A 15,865-nucleotide genomic window follows, 5' to 3' on the forward strand; every position below is an offset into this window, starting at 1 on the left:
ACCCCACGCTAGTAGGTCGGTCAGTAGGACTTGGGCAGCCCCAGCGAATGCATCGACACGAAGTTGAGGATCATCTCCCGGCTGACCGGCGCGATCCGGCCCACCCGGGTGGCCACCAGCAGCCCCGCCATGCCGTACTCCTGGCTCGCGCCGTTGCCGCCGTGGGTCTGCACGGCGCGGTCCACGACGTCGCAGGCGGCCTCCGCGGCGGCGTACTTGGCCATGTTGGCGGCCTCGCCCGCGGCCATCTCCTCGCCGGCGTCGAGCAGGGCGGCGGCCTTCTGGTTCATCAGCCGCGCCATCTCGATCTCGATGTGGCTCTGGGCCAGCGGGTGCGCGATCGCCTGGTGCGCGCCGATCGGCTGGCCGAAGACCTCGCGCTCCTTCGCGTACGACGTCGCCTGGCGCAGCGCGTAGCGCGCCAGGCCCAGCGAGAAAGCGGCCGCCATGATCCGCTCGGGGTTGAGCCCGGCGAAGAGCTGCACCAGCCCGCCGTCCTCGTCACCCACCAGCGCGTCGGCCGGCAGCCGCACGTCGTCCATGAACACCTGGAACTGGTTCTCGGGGCTGACGATCTCCATCGGGATCGCGTTGGCCTCGAAGCCCTCGGCGTCGGTGGGCACCACGAACAGGCACGGCTTGAGCTTGCCGGTGCGCGCGTCCTCGGTGCGGGCCACGACCAGCACGTTGTCGGCCTCGTCGATGCCCGAGATCCAGATCTTGCGGCCGTTGAGCACCCAGCCGTCGCCGTCGCGGCGGGCGGTGGTGGTGATGTTGTGGGTGTTGGTGCCGGCGTCGGGCTCGGTGATGGCGAAGGCCATCGTGCCGGTGCCGTCGCACAGCCCGGGCAGCCACTTCTGCTTCTGCTCCTCGGCGCCGTAGCGGGTGATGATGGTGCCGCAGATCGCCGGGCTGACGACCATCAGCAGCAGCGGGCAGCCCTGCGCCGAGAGCTCCTCGCAGACCGCGGCGATGTCGCCGATGCCGCCGCCCCCGCCGCCGTACTCCTCGGGGATGTTGATGCCGAGGTAGCCGTTCTTGGCGATCGCCATCCACAGGTCCGTCGTCTTGCCGCCGGAGCGGGCCTTCTCGACGAAGTAGTCGCGCCCGTAGGTCGCGGCCAGCTTGGCGACCTGCTTGCGCAGCTCCTGGCGCTCCTCGGACTCGGTGAACGCGTGCGTGCTCATTGCTTCTCCTCCACTACTGCCAGGACCTCTCCGGCCGCGACCTGCGAGCCGGGTCGTACGTCGAGCGTGGCCACCACACCGTCGGTGGGGGCGCTGACCGTGTGCTGCATCTTCATCGCCTCGAGCACCAGCACCGGGTCACCGGCGGCGACCTCGTCGCCCTGGGCGACCAGGACCTTCACGACGCTGCCGGGCATCGGCGCCAGCAGGCTGCCGCTGGCCACCGCGTCGGCGGGGTCGGTGAAGCGCGGCACCCGCGCCAGGCGCACGTGGCGCCCGGGCGAGTCGACGTCGACGACCGCGCGGTGGGTCGGCCCGCTCACCGCCACGTCGTACGTCGTGCGCACGCCGTCGCGCTCGAGGCTCACGGCCGTGGCGCTCACCGAGACCACGCGGAAGCCCTCGACGGTGTAGCCGTCGCGCCCGCCCCACCACTCGACCGCGAGCGGCTCGTCGGCGCCGGGCGCCTCGAGCTCGGTGCGCTGCGGCGCGGACACGACGTTGCGCCAGGCCACCGGTGCACCGTGCTGGACGGTGCGCTCGGTGCGGGTGCGCTCGGCCAGCGCCAGGGCGGCGGCGACCGGCGCCCCGGGGTCGTCGTCGGCGCCCGCGAACAGGTCGGGGTGCTCGGCGAGAAAACCGGTGCTGACCCGACCCGCGACGAAGTCGGGCTCGCGCAGCGCCGCGACGAGCAGGTCGCGGTTGGTGACCAGCCCGTGGATCCGGGCCCGAGAGAGCACCCCGGCGAGGCGCCGGGCGGCGGCCTCGCGGGTGGGGGCGTGCACGACCACCTTGGCCAGCATCGCGTCGTAGTGCGTGGAGACGACCGACCCGCTGGCGAAGCCCGCGTCGACACGGACCCCCGGCTCCTCACCGTGCACGCCCGGGATCTCGAAGCGGGTGAGCGGCCCGCTCTGCGGCTGGTAGTCGGCCGCTGGGTCCTCGGCGTAGAGCCGCACCTCGATGGCGTGGCCCCGCGCCGGGGGCACCTCGGGCAGGCCGTGGCCCTCGGCGACCGCGAGCTGCTGCTCGACGAGGTCGAGGCCGTGCACCAGCTCGGTGACCGGGTGCTCGACCTGCAGGCGGGTGTTCATCTCGAGGAAGAAGAACCGCTCGGTGGCGGGGTCGTAGAGGAACTCCACGGTGCCCGCGCCCCGGTAGTCGATCGCGGTCGCGGCGGCCACCGCGGCCTCGTGCATGGCCGAGGCGACCTCGGGGCGCAGCCCCGGGGCCGGCGACTCCTCGACGACCTTCTGGTGGCGCCGCTGCAGCGAGCAGTCGCGCTCCCCGACGGCCACCGCGCCGCCGCGGCCGTCGCCGAGCACCTGCACCTCGACGTGGCGGCCGCGCTCGACGTACGTCTCGACGAAGACGGTGCCGTCGCCGAAGGCGGAGGCGGCCTCGGCCTGCGCGGCCGCGACCTCGCCGGGCAGGTCGGCCAGGGTGCGCACGATCCGCATGCCGCGCCCGCCGCCGCCGGCCGACGCCTTGACGATCAGCGGCAGGTCGGCCTCGGTGGCGGTCTCGACGGTGTGGTCGGTCAGCACCGGGACGCCGGCGGCCTCCATCAGCTTCTTCGACTCGATCTTCGAGCCCATCTGCTCGATCGAGGCGGGGGCCGGGCCCACCCAGGTCAGCCCGGCGGCCTCGACGGCGCGGGCGAAGTCGGCGTTCTCCGACAGGAAGCCGTAGCCGGGGTGGATCGCGTCGGCGCCCGCGGCCCGGGCGGCCTCGAGCACCAGGTCGGCGCGCAGGTAGGTCTCGCCCGGCGCGTTGCCGGGCAGGCGCACGGCGGCGTCGGCCTCGGCGACGTACGGGAGGTCGGCGTCGGCGTCGGAGTGCACGGCGACGGTCTCGACGCCCAGCGCCCGGCAGGTCCGGAAGACCCGCGAGGCGATCTCGGCGCGGTTGGCGACCAGCAGTCGGGTGATCATGGGGGCGCTCACATCCTGAAGACGCCGTAGCCGGCGGCGCCGGTCCAGGGCTGGTTCTCGATCACGGACAGGCAGATGCCCAGGACGGTGCGGGTGTCGCGGGGGTCGATGACCCCGTCGTCGTAGAGCATCCCGGAGAGGAAGTGCGGCAGCGACTGCTCCTCGACCGAGGCCTCCACCATCTGCTTCACGGCCGCGAAGCCCTCGGCGTCGAACACCTCGCCCTTCGACTCCGCCGACTGCTGGGCCACGATCTCGAGCACCCCGGCGAGCTGGGCCGGGCCCATCACCGCCGACTTCGACGAGGGCCAGGTGAAGAGGAAGCGCGGGTCGTAGGCGCGCCCGTTCATGCCGTAGTTGCCGGCGCCGTACGACGCGCCGAGCACCACGGTCAGGTGCGGCACCGAGGAGTTGCTGATCGCGTTGATCATCATCGCGCCGTGCTTGATGATGCCGCCCTGCTCGTACTCCTTGCCGACCATGTAGCCGGTGGTGTTGTGCAGGAACAGCAGCGGCGTGTCGGACTGGTTGGCCAGCTGCACGAACTGCGCCGCCTTCTGGGCCTCCTGGCTGAACAGCACGCCCTGGGCGTTGGCCAGGACGCCGATCGGGCGCCCGTGCAGGCGCGCCCAACCGGTGACCAGCGAGGTGCCGTAGAGCGGCTTGAACTCGTCGAAGACCACCGCGTTGCCCGGGCCCACGCCGTCGCAGAACCGCGCGATCACCTCGCGCGGGTCGAAGGGCTCCTTCAGGTCGGCCGGCACCAGGTCGAGCAGCTCCTCGGGGTCGGCGTCCGGCTCGGCGTACGCCGCCGGCGCGGGCCGGGGCCGGCGCCCCAGCCGGGCCACGATCCGCCGCCCGATCCGGATGGCGTCGCGCTCGTCCTCGGCGAGGTAGTCGGCCAGCCCGGAGGTGCGCGCGTGCATCTCGGCGCCGCCCAGCGACTCGTCGTCGGACTCCTCGCCGGTGGCCATCTTCACCAGCGGCGGGCCGCCGAGGAAGACCTTGGCCTGCTCCTTGACCATCACGGTGTAGTCGCTCATGCCGGGCACGTAGGCGCCGCCGGCGGTGGAGTTGCCGAAGACCAGCGCGATGGTGGGCTGCTTGCGCGCGCTCGCGCGGGTCAGGTCGCGGAAGAGCTTGCCGCCGGGGATGAAGATCTCCTTCTGCGTGGGCAGGTCGGCTCCTCCCGACTCCACGAGCGAGACCGTCGGCAGGCCGTTCTCCTCGGCGATCTGGGCTGCCCGGAAGATCTTCTTGACCGTCCACGGGTTGCTCGCGCCGCCCTTGACGGTGGGGTCGTTGGCGGTGATCACGCACTCGACGCCCTCGACGACGCCGATGCCGGTGACCACGGAGGCGCCGACGGTGAAGTCGGAGCCCCAGCCGGCCAGCGGCGAGAGCTCGAGGAAGGCCGAGCCCTCGTCGACGAGCAGCTCGATGCGCTCGCGCGGCAGCAGCTTGCCGCGGCCGTGGTGGCGGGCCACCGAGCGCTCGCCGCCGCCGGCGACGGCCTTGGCCTGGTCCTCGTGCAGCGCCGACAGCTTCTCGAGCATCGCCTCGCGGTTGCTCACGACTCCACCACCTGCTTCATCCGCTCCAACGTGGTCCGCATCCCTTTCTCGTTCGTCCTCCCGCGCAGCCGGCCCAGCAGCAGCCAGTACAGGCGGAAAGGCAGCGCCGCCTCGAGCCGGAAGTACTCGGTGACCCGGGAGCCCCCGGCCCCGTCGGGCTCGATCCGGTAGCCCCAGTTGTTGACCGTCACGTCGTCGGTGCCGACGCTGAACTCGAAGAGCCGCGGCTCCTCGCAGGCCGTCACCTGGCAGGGCGACCAGTACGTCGGCCCGACGCCGTTGCGCTTGACGTGGCCCTTGAAGCTCGCGCCGACCTCGGGGCCGGTGGAGCCGCGCGTCCAGCGCGCCTCGAAGGTCTCGGGCGAGAACTCCCCGATCCGCGTCACGTCGCTGACCAGCGCCCACACCTCCTCGGGCGGGGCGTCCATGGCCACCGTGACCTCACCGGTCATCGGGGGCACGAGTCGGTCCAGGATCATCGGCTCTCGCCTCTCGTGGGTGCGTAGCCCAGCAGCTTGGCCGCGAGGTCGGTGAGGACCTCGGTCGCGCCGCCGCCGATGGGCAGGATGCGGGCGTCGCGGTAGTGTCGCTCCACCTCGGTGCCGTGCATGTAGCCGGTGCCGCCGTGCAGCTGCACCGCCTGGTCGCAGACGTACGTCGCCGCGTCGCAGGCGGTCTGCTTGGCCAGGCAGGCCTCGGCGACGGTCGCGCCGCGCTCGACGACCGCGCGGGTGTAGGTGCGCGCCACCTCGACCTGGCGGTGCATCTCGACCAGCTTGTGGCGCACCACCTGGTTGGCCACCAGCGGCCTGCCGAAGGTGTCGCGCTCGTGGCAGTACGCGGCGGTCAGCTCGAGGCTGCGCGCGGCGATGCCGTAGGCGTGCACCGCGAGGGCGATCCGCTCGGAGACGAACTGCTCGGCGATCTGGTAGAAGCCCGACCCCTCGGCGCCGACGAGGTTGCCCACCGGCACCCGCACGTCGACGTACGACAGCTCGGCGGTGTCGGAGCAGTGCCAGCCCATCTTGCGCAGCGAGCGGTCGACGGTGAAGCCGGGCGTGCCGCGCTCGACGACGAGCAGGCTGACGCCGGCGTGGCCGGCCTCGCCGGTGCGCACCGCGGTGGTCACGAAGTCGGCGCGCACACCGGAGGTGATGAAGGTCTTGGCGCCGTTGACGACGTAGTGGTCGCCGTCGCGGACGGCGGTGGTGCGCAGGCCGGCGACGTCGGAGCCGCCGCCGGGCTCGGTGATCGCCAACGAGCCGATCGTCTCGCCGGCCAGGGTGGGCCGCACGAACCGGTCGACCAGCGCGTCGGCGCCGGCCTCGCCGCGACCGGCGGCCGCGACCATGTGCGGCAGCGCGATGCCGCTGGTCAGCAGCCCCGCGAGCAGGCCGCTGGAGGCACCGGCCGACAGCATGCCCTCCTGCAGGTCGACGGAGTCGAGCATCGAGCCGCCCTCGCCGCCGACGTCGGTGGGGAACGCGAGGCCGAGCAGGCCCTGCTTCGCGGCCGCGGCGTGCAGCTCGCGCGGGATGCTGCCGGCGTCCTCCCACTCCTGCAGGTGGTCGACGACCTCGCGGCGGGCGAACTCGGCGCCGAGCTCGCGGATCTCGCTCATGTCAGCAGCCCTTCCTGGATGTGCACCGACCGCGAGCGCGCCCACTCCCCCAGGCCCTTGGCCTGCGGGTCGAAGCGGGTCGAGGCGGCCACGCCGCGCCCGAGCAGGCCCTTGATGACGACGTTGACCGCGCCGAGGTTGGGCAGCACGTGCACCTCGATCGCGTCGTCAGGCAGCGCCGCGGTCTCGGGCAGCAGCTCGCGGACCTTGCGCGGGCTGATGATCTTGGCCAGCCACGTCACGCGGGCGGCGTACTTGTCGGGCGGGCCGTCGTGGGAGACCCACAGCCCGAGGTTGGCGTCGCCGCCCTTGTCGCCGGAGCGGGCGTGCACGAAGGTGCCCAGCGGGAGCCGGCGGTTGAGGGTGTCGGCGGGGGCGGGGTACGGCGAGGGGCGCAGGCCCAGCGTGTGGTCGGCCTCGGCGTACGCCGTCGGGTCGGGCACCACCTCGCGGGTGCCGTCGGGCAGCACCACGACGTGCTCGACGGCCGAGCGGTCGACGTAGGCCGCGCGGTAGACGCCGTACGGCGTGGGGGCGCCGGGCGGGCCGGTCATCGTGAAGCCGGGGTAGGACCCGAGCGCGAGCTCGACAGCCGGGCCCGTGAACGCCTTGGCGACCGGGCCCTGCTCGGGGTCGGTGACGGTGCAGCGCAGCAGCACCGACGCGCCCTCCTCGGTGTCGGCGTCGGCGGCGGGCGGGGTCGGCCGGGTCCAGGTCACCTCCTGGGCGGTCAGGCGCGGCGCGAGCTGCTCGCGCACCCAGTCGGCCTTGGCCTCGATGTCGAGGCCGGTGAGCACCAGCTCGATGCTGTTGCGCCAGCCGCCGAGCTCGTTGACGCAGACCTTGAGCCGCTCGGGCGGGGCCTCGCCGACCACGTCGCTGACGCGCACGCGGTCGGGGCCGACCTGTTCGAGGCGGACGGTGTCGAGGTGCGTGGTGACGTCGGGGCCCAGGTAGCGGGTGGACTGGATCTCGTAGACCAGCTGGGCGGTGACGGTGTCGACGGTGACCGCGCCGCCGGTGCCGGCCTGCTTGGTGATGGTGGAGGAGCCGTCGGCCTCGATCTCGGCGACCGGGAAGCCCAGCGGCACCGAGAGGTCGACGCCGGCGGCGGCCAGGCTGCGGAATCCGCTGAAGTTGCCGCCGGTGGCCTGGGTGCCGCACTCGAGGACGTGCCCGGCGACCACGGCGCCGGCGAGCTCGTCGTGCTGGTCGGCGCTCCAGCCGAAGTGGGCGACGGCGGGGCCGACGACCAGGGAGGCGTCGGTCACGCGGCCGGTGACCACCACGTCGGCGCCGGCGGTGAGCGCGCGGGCGATGCCGAAGCCGCCGAGGTAGGCGTTGGCGGTCAGCGCGCCGTCGAGGCCGAGGTCGGCGGCGCGGGCGCGCAGGTCGTCGCCCTCGACGTGGGCCACGGCGACGTCGAGGCCGAGGCCCTTCGCGACCTCGCGGACGCGCTCGGCGAGCCCGGCGGGGTTGAGCCCACCGGCGTTGGAGACGATCCGGGTGCCGCGCTCGAGCGCGAGACCCAGGCAGTCCTCGAGCTGGCGCAGGTGGGTGCGCGCGTAGCCCAGCGAGGCGTCGCGCATCGTGTCCTTGCCGAGGATCAGCATGGTGAGCTCGGCGAGGTAGTCGCCGGTGAGCACGTCGAGGGTGCGGCCGTCCTCGAGGGCCCCCTCGAGCATCTCGCGCATCGCCGACATGCGGTCGCCGTAGAAGCCCGAGCAGTTGCCGACCAGCAGCGTCGGCGCGTGGGTGCCGGTCATCGCTGCTCCCGCCCGGGGCCGGCGGGCCCGGCGAAGGCCTGGGCGATGGTGAGCCAGTGCGCGGCGGCCTCGCCGGTGGCGACCAGGTCGGTGTCGTCGCGGTGCACGCGCTGGGTGACCAGCAGGCAGAAGTCGTACGCCGACCCGGTCACCGTCTGGGCGGCGTCCTCCGGCCCCCAGGCCCAGGTCTCGCCCGAGGGGGAGACCAGCTGCACGCGGAACTGCTCGGCGGGCGGCTGCTGCTCGTGCACCGAGTAGGCGAAGTCGCGGGTGCGCACGCCCAGGTGGGCGACGTGGCGGACGCGGTCGGTGGGCTCGTGCCGCACGCCGAGGGCGTCGTACACGTCGAGCGCGTGCGCCCAGGTCTCCATGAAGCGGGCGGTGCCCATCGAGGTCGGCGACATCGGCGGGCCGAACCAGGGCATCTTCTGCCCGGCCGGCACCTCGCGCAGCGCGGTGGTCAGCTCGTCGCGGGCCTTGCCCCAGCGCGCGAGCAGCGCCTCGGGGGCCAGCCGGGCCACCTCGAGGGCGGCGGTGTCGACGAAGCCGGTGGGGTCGGCCATCGCGGCGAGGACGACCTCGTCCCAGGCGGCCTTGCCCTCGGGGGTGTGGCTGCGGGCGGCGAGCGCGGCGACCTCGTCGGTCCAGGCGAGGTGGGCGACCTGGGTGGCCACGCTCCAGCCGGGGGCGGGCGTGGGCGTGGCCCAGCCGTCGGCGTCGAGCCCGGCGACGGTCGACCAGAGCTGGTCGCCCTCCGCGCGCAGGTCGCCCAGCAGGGCCTCGAGCAGGTCACTCATCGCGTTCTCCTCGTGAGGGTGGTGTCGAGCGTGTCGGCCCAGCGGTCGAGAATCCGGTCGCGGCGGGCGGCGTCGTCGGTGACGGTGTTGGCCAGGCCGAGGCCGCGGGCCAGGTCGAGGGTGGCCTGCACCAGCTCGCGCACGCCCTCGACGGACTCGTCGGCGTCGAGCAGCTCGACGGTCAGGCGGTGGGTCTCGCGGCCGACCTTCTGCTCGAGCGGACCGACCGAGGCATGCAGCCCGGGGTCGGTGCGGGCAGCCACCCACAGCTCGAGGGCGGCGACGAAGACCGGCGAGGTGAAGTGGTCGGCGAGCACCTGCAGCACCCCGCGGGTACGCGGCACGTCGGGCGGCAGCGCCGCGGCGGCGGCGTCCAGCTCGGCGACGCGCGTCGCGGTGAGGTGCTCCACGGCGGCGACGACCAGGTCGTTCTTGGTCGGGAAGTGGTGCAGCTGGGCCCCGCGGCTGACCCCGGCCCGCTCGCTGACCAACGTCGTGGTGGTGCCCGCGAAGCCGCGCTCGACCAGCAGCTCGACGGTGGCGTCGAGGAGCCGCGCCCGCATCAGCCGGGTGCGCTCGCCCTGGGGCACTCGGGTGGTGGCGCTGGTCACGGGCACAGCCTGGCCGCTCATCAACAAACAGTCAAGACTGACTTTTGTTGCCACGCCGTCATCCTGGCGCCCCGCACGCGGGCGTCGGCGTGTCGCGTGCGGTTCGTCAGGACCACCGGATGGTCGATCCGTCGCCGTGCGGCGACGCCGCCGACTCCCTATCGACGCTTCCCGTCCAGGAAGAGGGACACAGCCTTGTCGATCCGCCTCTGGCGCGTGTCCGGGGATTTGGCAGCATTGATGTTGTCCACGTGGTAGCGCTGGAGGCTGTTGGACAGGTCGTCGAAGAACCCTCGTGCCGCGCCGTCCGCGTCCAGCGCGGCAGCGAAGTCGACAGGCACGTCGACGGTGCGCGGCGAGTCCGCCACCGTCAGAGCCACGCGGATCTGATCACCGCCAGCCAGTCCAGTGGCTGCGCGCACCGCGGCACTGAGGCTGATGAGGTACTGACCGCGCATCACGGCCACCGTGCTCCGGTACTCGTACCCGTTGACGTCCACCTCGACCGGCGGACGCCTCCCCGCGCCCAGCTGCGCGATGACTTCCTCAGGGACCACGATCCCCGTGTTGTTCCCGAACGCCGTCAGCGTGGTCTCGAAGCACACACGGCTGGGCTCGTCAGATCTCAACTCTCGTACCTCCGCCTCGGGGACATGGACCACACGCTAGGGCCTGGCACCACGTCGAGCGCCTCATCCGCGACACCCGTGGGGGCCGCGATTCGGCGCGGCTGCCCCGCGCGGCCGCGCCTCACTCGGCGACCAGCTCGTCGATCTGGTTGATGGCCGCGGAGGCTCCCTCGACGACACCCATGTCGAGGACGGCCTGCAGCGCCTCGGCGCTGGCGTAGGTGCTGACGTACGTCGCCCGGGTGCCGCCGTCGTGCTCGGCGAAGGAGAAGACGTTGGTGCTGACCGGCAGGTCGGGGTTCTTGGTGAACTGCTCGTCGAGCGCGAACCCGTCGTCGAAGCTGAAGCCGCTGGGCTCGTCGACGCTGCGGACCTCCCAGAAGCCGTAGTAGCGCTCCCCCTCGGGGCTGGTCATGTAGTAGTTCATCCGCCCGCCGGGGGCGAGGTCGTGGTCGACGAAGGTGGCCGGGTGGGTCGGCGGCCCCCAGACCCGCTCCAGCTGGCGCGGGTCGGCGTACACCTCCCAGATCCGCTTCGGCGGCGCCGGGAAGTCGGCGACGATGGTCAGGGTGCGGGCGTCGAGGTCGTGGGTGACGTCGGTGACGGGCATGGTGCTCAGTCCTTCTGCTCGGGTGGTGGGGGCGCCTGGTCGGCGCTGAGGTCGGGCTCGGGGTCGGGCTCGGCGATGAGCTCGTCGATCCGGGAGATGCGGCCACGCCAGAGGGACTCCAGCTCGGTGAGCATCGCGCCCACCGACCGCACCGCTGCGACGTCACCGCTGGCGAGGGCTTCGCGGCCCTGCCGACGCTTGGTCAGCAGGCCGGCCCTCTCCAGCACGGCGACGTGCTTCTGCACCGCGGCGAAGCTCATGTCGTACGACGCCGCGAGCGTCGAGACGGAGTGCTCACCGGCCAGCACCCGGCGCAGGATGTCGCGCCGCGTGCGGTCGGACAGCGCGTGGAACCAGGCGTCCACCCTGTCCTCTCCGTCCATGGGCCCAACATACAACCAACTGGTTGTACGTTGTCAAGGGTCCCGGCCGCCTTTCCTCCGCACGCCGCCCACACCGGCCACGGCCGGAGCCCGTGTGCGGCAGACTGCTGACGTGCCCGTCCTCCGCGACCGGTCCGACCTCCGAGGTCGGCCTGCGCTGGCCGCCCTGCTGGCGGCGGCGTCGCTGCTCACCGCGGCCTGCGGTGGCGAGGCCGAGACCGTCACCGCCGCGGGGGTGCGGGTGCTGGTGGGAGAGCGCACCAGCGAGGGCATGGCCGCCCTCCTGACGGGACGGCTGGCCGACGTGGGCGGCTGCCTCGGGATCGAGCCGGACGAGGTGGGCGACGCGATGGCCGTCGTCTGGCCGCACGGGACCGAGGTCGTGGACGACGCCCCCCTCACGATCGAGGTGCCCGACGAGGGCCGCTACGCCATCGGCGACACGGTCAGCCTCGCTGGGGGCACCGTCGCCGGCGACGAGGTGGGTGGCCTCCCGCTGCCCCCGGAGTGCTCCGGCGAGCAGACCTGGCTGAGCCACTAGCCGGTTCGCGCCGGGTCAGCGCGAGATCTGCGCCGGGTCAGCGCGAGATCTGCGCCGGGTCAGTCGAGGCGGGCGACCAGGGGCAGCCGCGAGCGGGCGGTGAGGCCGACGACGGCCGAGGTCAGCAGCGGCAGCCCGACCACGACGCCGACGACCATCAGCCACGGCACGTCGAGGTAGTGGCTGGGCACGTCCACGGCGTCCCCGAACCCGTACGGCGCGGTGAGCGGGTAGGTGATGGCCACACCGGGCACCGCCCCCACGAGGGCGCCGAGGACCGCGCCAACCAGCCCCACGACCAGCGCGTACGCCGCCGCCACGCCGCGGCGGGTGCGGGGCGCGGCCCCGACGGCCGAGAGGGTGGCCAGGTCGGGCCGGGCGTCGGAGAGCGCCAGGAACGTCGCGGTCAGGGTGCCGCCGAGCATCAGCACCGCCCCGAGGCCGGCCAGCACCAGCTGGACGATCACCGTCTCGTCGGGCGCCTGGTAGCCGCGCTCGGCGTAGACCGTGGCCTCGACGGCCGCGCCCTGCACGGTCTCGGAGATGTCGCGCTCCTGGGCGGCCCCGACCGGTCCGGGCAGGTAGAGCCCGACGTCGGTCACCGGCGCCCCCAGCCGCTCGGCGGCGGCCGGCGACAGCACCCCCTGCACCGGCGCGTAGCCCTGGTCGACCGTGACGTAGGTGGCGGGCAGGACGGCCTGCTCGCGGCGGCCGTCGCGGCCGTGCACCTTGAGCACCACCGTGGCCCGCTCGTCGGTGAGCGGCGCGTCGGAGTAGACCAGCGCCCCGCCCGCGTCGAGCGCCTCCTGGCCGGCCGCGCGGTCGTCGTCCGACAGCCCGGTCAGCGCGCCGGGCACCTCCTCGGCGACCAGCACGCTGCCCGCGAAGGCGCCGCCGTAGCTCGACAGCACCGTCTCGCCGCCCTCCCGCCGGAAGCGCACCTCGGTGTAGCGCCCGGTGGCCTGGTCGACGCCACGCAGCCGCTGCACCTCCAGGCCGGGAGCGACACCGCGCACCGCGGCGGCGTGCGCGTCGTAGTCGGCGTCTCGTCGGTAGTCGACGACGCTCATGGCGTCCATCGGCAGCGAGGCGCGGTAGCCCTCGCGGTTCTGCGCCTCGTCGCTGGTGATCGCGATCCCCAGGGCGACGACGCCGGCGACGGTGGCCGCGACGGCGGCCACGGCCGGCACGGTGCGGCTGCGGTGCCGGGCGGCGTCGCGGGCGGCGAAGCGCAGCGGCAGGGGCAGCCGCGCGGAGACCCGCGCGACGGCGACGACGACGACCGGCACCAGCAGCACCATGCCCAGCACGCTGAGCAGCGCGGAGGCGGCGATCAGGACCTCGCCGTCCCCCGACCCGGCCGTCGCGCCGTACGCCGCCGCGGCGACGCCGGCGCCGAGGAGGACCAGGCCGACCAGCGGGGAGCGGCGCGAGGCCCGGGCATCGCCGCGGCGCCCACCGAGCACCGCCACGACGTCCTGGCGCGAGGCCAGCCAGGCCGGCACCATCGCGGCCAGCAGCGCGCTGACCAGGCCGAAGGCGGCGACGGCGAGCAGGTGGCTCCAGACCACGTCGAAGGGCCCGAAGCGGGTGTCGGAGAAGCGCTGCACCAGCGGCAGCAGGGCCCGGGCTCCCAGGACCCCCAGCACCAGGCCGAGGACGGCGGCGACCCCGCCCAGCACCACCCCGGAGGCGAGGACCACGCGCCGCGACTGCGCCGGCGTGCCGCCGGCGGCCGCCATCAGCGCGAGGGTGCGGGCCGAGCGCCGCGCCCCGACCGCGAACGCCGGGCCGGCCAGCAGCACGACCTCGAGCAGCACCATCACCACGACCAGGACGATCGTGGTGATCACCGAGGCCTCCATCAGCGCCGAGCCCCACTGCACCTCCATCGGCAGCTCGTCGTCGGCGGGCGGGTCGGTCATGACGGCGCGCGAGAGCACGACCGCGCCCTGCTCGTTGAGCTCGAGGACCTGCTCCCAGCCCACCGGGGCGCCGCCGACCAGGTAGGAGGTCGAGCCGCGCTCGTCGAGCCCGAAGGCGCCCGGCAGCCCGAAGGCGCGCGGGTGGCCGGTGTAGCGGGTGCTCTCGGCGGTGCCGACGATGCTCAGCGCGGTGCCGTCGGCCAGCGTCAGCGCCGCGCCGGGGCCGCGCTCGAGCAGCTCGGGGCTGACCACCACCTCCGTCGCCGCGGTGGGCCAGCGACCGTCGAGGAGGTCTACCAGGCCCTCGGTGAGGGGGTCGCCGAGCCGGGTCTCGACGACGTCGGCGTCGCCGAGCCCGAGCTCGGTCTCGAACTGGACCCAGCCCTGCCGGAGCGTGCTGGTGGTCCGCTCGCCGCCCAGCACCTCCAGCACCCCGGCACGGGTCAGCGGCTCGCCGTCACCCCCGCCGTCGTAGGCCTGGCCCTGGTCGGGGTCGGGCTTCTGGAAGACGCGGCCGGCGCCGTCCTGGACCTCGACCAGCGCCGCTGCGGTGCCGAGCCGACGCTCGAGCACCTCCCCGCCCGACACCTCGGCGGTGCTGTAGACGGTGTCGGCGATCGCGACGGCCGCGACCGGCAGCGCGATCATCACCAGCACCAGCAGGCTGCGCGCACGGGCCCGGCGCGCGTCGCGCCAGGCGACCCGCAGCGGCAGCCGCCAGCCGCGCAGCCAGGTCAGCGGGTTCACCGGGCGTCGCTCGTCTCGAGCAGCGACTCGACCGGCTCGCAGCCCGACTCGTCGACGACCACGCCGTCACGCAGGAAGACGACCCGGTCGGCCCAGGCCGCGTGCCGCGCCTCGTGGGTGACCAGCACCCCCGCGGCGCCGGCGTCGCAGCGCGCGCGCAGCAGGCGCAGCACCTCCTCGCCGGTCTCGCTGTCGAGGGCGCCGGTGGGCTCGTCGGCCAGGATCAGCCGGCGCTCGCCGACGACGGCGCGCGCGATCGCCACCCGCTGCTGCTGGCCGCCGGACATGTCGTCGGGGAAGCGGTCGGCCAGCTCGGCGATGCCCACCTCCTCGAGCGCCCGCAGCGCGGCCCGGCGCGCGACCCGCGAGCGGGTGCCGTCGAGCTCGAGGGGCAGGGAGACGTTCTCGGCGGCGGTGAGCGCCGGGATCAGGTTGAAGCCCTGGAAGACGTAGCCGATCGACGTGCGCCGCATCCGCGAGCGCTCGGCCTGGGGCAGGGCCACCAGGTCGGTGCCCTCGACCTCGACCCGGCCCTCGGTGGGCTGGTCGAGCCCGCCGGCGATGGTCAGCAGGGTCGACTTGCCGGAGCCGCTGGGGCCCATCACCGCGACCAGCTCGCCCGCGTGGGCGGCGAAGGAGACCCCACGCAGCGCCTCCACCCGGGTGGCGCCCTCGCCGTGGACGCGGGTCACGCCGTGCAGGCGCAGCAGCGCGCTCACCGGTTCGTCCCGGTGGACGTCTCGCGACGGGCGCGCGAGCGGGCCACGGCCTCGCGCAGCCGGTCGGCCGACTGGGCCAGCCAGCGCTGCTCCTCGGCCCGCAGGCGGGCGGCCTGGGCGGCCTGCAGCTCGCCGCTCATCGACGGGCCTCCTGCTCCGCCCGGGCGGGCGCGGGGGCCGGCGCTGACTGGGCGGGCTGGGTGGCCTGGGTGGCATGGGTGGCCGCGCGGCGTACGCGGGCCTCGCAGTGGTCGAGCCAGCGGATCTCGGCCTCGGCGGCGAAGACCAGCGAGTCGAGCACCAGGCTCCAGGCCAGGTCGGCGCGGCCGGCGGCACCGTCGGCCTGCCGCTTGAGGCGGGTGTAGTCCTGCAGCGCGCCCATCGTCGCGCCGCGCTGGCGCTGGATCAGGGTGCCGACGTCGACGCCGGGCACCGTGACCGCGAGGGCGAGCTTGATGGCCAGCTCGTCGCGCGGCGGCTGGGTGCGCGCGACCGGGGTGGTGAACCAGGCGGCGACCTCGTCGTGACCGGCGGCGGTGAGTCGCCAGATCTCGTGGCCCTCGTCGTCGCTGCCGGCCGGCTCGACCAGGCCGTCGCGCTCGAGGCGGGTCAGGGTCGTGTAGACCTGCCCGACGTTGAGGGGCCACGCCGACCCGGTGCGGGCCTCGAACTCCGTGCGGAGCTGGTAGCCGTACATCGGCTCCTGCTCCAGCAGCGCCAGCAGCGCCTGCTTGACCGACATCTGGTGCCCCGTCTCTCCCGAACGACCGTTGCGTACCGGGTATGTATACCACGTATGCATACCCGGTATCCATGCTTGA

General features: G+C 74.0%; 16 protein-coding genes. 1 reads left to right on the forward strand and 15 read right to left on the reverse strand.

Features of this window, described 5'->3' with window-relative positions; all coding sequences use genetic code 11:
• Positions 1-20: 20 nt before the first annotated feature.
• The 11 genes from OCU29_RS15580 to OCU29_RS15630 form a co-directional block, all read right to left on the reverse strand.
• Positions 21-1,187, reverse strand: coding sequence for an acyl-CoA dehydrogenase family protein (locus OCU29_RS15580; RefSeq protein WP_261820637.1), 1,167 nt, complete (start codon positions 1,185-1,187; stop codon positions 21-23).
• Entirely contained in the window at positions 1,184-3,121 is a 1,938-nt protein-coding gene (locus OCU29_RS15585; protein ID WP_261820638.1) for a biotin carboxylase N-terminal domain-containing protein, read from the reverse strand. Before OCU29_RS15585 ends, OCU29_RS15580 begins: the two co-directional genes overlap by 4 nt.
• Before the next feature lie 8 nt (positions 3,122-3,129).
• Complete coding sequence (locus OCU29_RS15590; RefSeq protein ID WP_261820866.1) at positions 3,130-4,677, reverse strand: acyl-CoA carboxylase subunit beta; 1,548 nt, start codon at positions 4,675-4,677, stop codon at positions 3,130-3,132.
• A 14-nt stretch (positions 4,678-4,691) separates the two neighbouring features.
• Entirely contained in the window at positions 4,692-5,174 is a 483-nt protein-coding gene (locus OCU29_RS15595; RefSeq protein ID WP_218876243.1) for an SRPBCC family protein, read from the reverse strand.
• Positions 5,171-6,316 (reverse strand): acyl-CoA dehydrogenase family protein, encoded by a 1,146-nt coding sequence (locus OCU29_RS15600; RefSeq protein WP_179614712.1) that lies wholly within the window; start codon positions 6,314-6,316, stop codon positions 5,171-5,173. Before OCU29_RS15600 ends, OCU29_RS15595 begins: the two co-directional genes overlap by 4 nt.
• A complete protein-coding gene (locus OCU29_RS15605; protein WP_261820639.1) occupies positions 6,313-8,082 on the reverse strand; it encodes an acyclic terpene utilization AtuA family protein in 1,770 nt (589 codons plus the stop codon). Before OCU29_RS15605 ends, OCU29_RS15600 begins: the two co-directional genes overlap by 4 nt.
• Complete coding sequence (locus OCU29_RS15610; RefSeq protein WP_261820640.1) at positions 8,079-8,879, reverse strand: TIGR03084 family metal-binding protein; 801 nt, start codon at positions 8,877-8,879, stop codon at positions 8,079-8,081. The genes OCU29_RS15605 and OCU29_RS15610 overlap by 4 nt, the downstream gene beginning before the upstream one ends.
• On the reverse strand, positions 8,876-9,511 hold the full coding sequence (locus tag OCU29_RS15615) for a TetR/AcrR family transcriptional regulator (RefSeq protein ID WP_261820641.1): 636 nt from the start codon (positions 9,509-9,511) through the stop codon (positions 8,876-8,878). Before OCU29_RS15615 ends, OCU29_RS15610 begins: the two co-directional genes overlap by 4 nt.
• A 137-nt stretch (positions 9,512-9,648) precedes the next feature.
• Complete coding sequence (locus OCU29_RS15620; RefSeq protein WP_179614716.1) at positions 9,649-10,095, reverse strand: YdeI/OmpD-associated family protein; 447 nt, start codon at positions 10,093-10,095, stop codon at positions 9,649-9,651.
• Positions 10,096-10,240: 145 nt separating this feature from the next.
• Positions 10,241-10,729, reverse strand: a complete 489-nt coding sequence (locus OCU29_RS15625; RefSeq protein WP_179614717.1) for an SRPBCC domain-containing protein — start codon at positions 10,727-10,729, stop codon at positions 10,241-10,243.
• A gap of 5 nt (positions 10,730-10,734) precedes the next feature.
• Positions 10,735-11,112 (reverse strand): helix-turn-helix transcriptional regulator, encoded by a 378-nt coding sequence (locus OCU29_RS15630; RefSeq protein WP_179614718.1) that lies wholly within the window; start codon positions 11,110-11,112, stop codon positions 10,735-10,737.
• A gap of 112 nt (positions 11,113-11,224) precedes the next feature.
• Between OCU29_RS15630 and OCU29_RS15635 the strand changes: the two genes are divergently transcribed.
• Entirely contained in the window at positions 11,225-11,653 is a 429-nt protein-coding gene (locus OCU29_RS15635; RefSeq protein WP_179614719.1) for a hypothetical protein, read from the forward strand.
• A 59-nt stretch (positions 11,654-11,712) separates the two neighbouring features.
• Here the strand turns inward: OCU29_RS15635 and OCU29_RS15640 are convergent, their stop codons facing one another.
• Genes OCU29_RS15640 through OCU29_RS15655 form a run of 4 tightly spaced genes read right to left on the reverse strand, consistent with a single transcriptional unit; the run spans position 11,713 to position 15,786 of the window.
• Positions 11,713-14,325, reverse strand: a complete 2,613-nt coding sequence (locus OCU29_RS15640; RefSeq protein ID WP_261820642.1) for an ABC transporter permease — start codon at positions 14,323-14,325, stop codon at positions 11,713-11,715.
• Positions 14,322-15,044, reverse strand: coding sequence for an ABC transporter ATP-binding protein (locus OCU29_RS15645; protein ID WP_179614721.1), 723 nt, complete (start codon positions 15,042-15,044; stop codon positions 14,322-14,324). Before OCU29_RS15645 ends, OCU29_RS15640 begins: the two co-directional genes overlap by 4 nt.
• The gene (locus OCU29_RS15650; RefSeq protein ID WP_179614722.1) at positions 15,041-15,184 is read right to left on the reverse strand and encodes a hypothetical protein; all 144 of its coding nucleotides are present in this window, start codon (positions 15,182-15,184) and stop codon (positions 15,041-15,043) included. The genes OCU29_RS15645 and OCU29_RS15650 overlap by 4 nt, the downstream gene beginning before the upstream one ends.
• Entirely contained in the window at positions 15,181-15,786 is a 606-nt protein-coding gene (locus OCU29_RS15655; protein WP_261820643.1) for a PadR family transcriptional regulator, read from the reverse strand. The genes OCU29_RS15650 and OCU29_RS15655 overlap by 4 nt, the downstream gene beginning before the upstream one ends.
• Between the last annotated feature and the right edge of the window lie 79 nt (positions 15,787-15,865).

Source organism: Nocardioides sp. OK12, assembly GCF_024341885.1.
GTDB classification, from domain to species: domain Bacteria; phylum Actinomycetota; class Actinomycetes; order Propionibacteriales; family Nocardioidaceae; genus Nocardioides; species Nocardioides marinisabuli.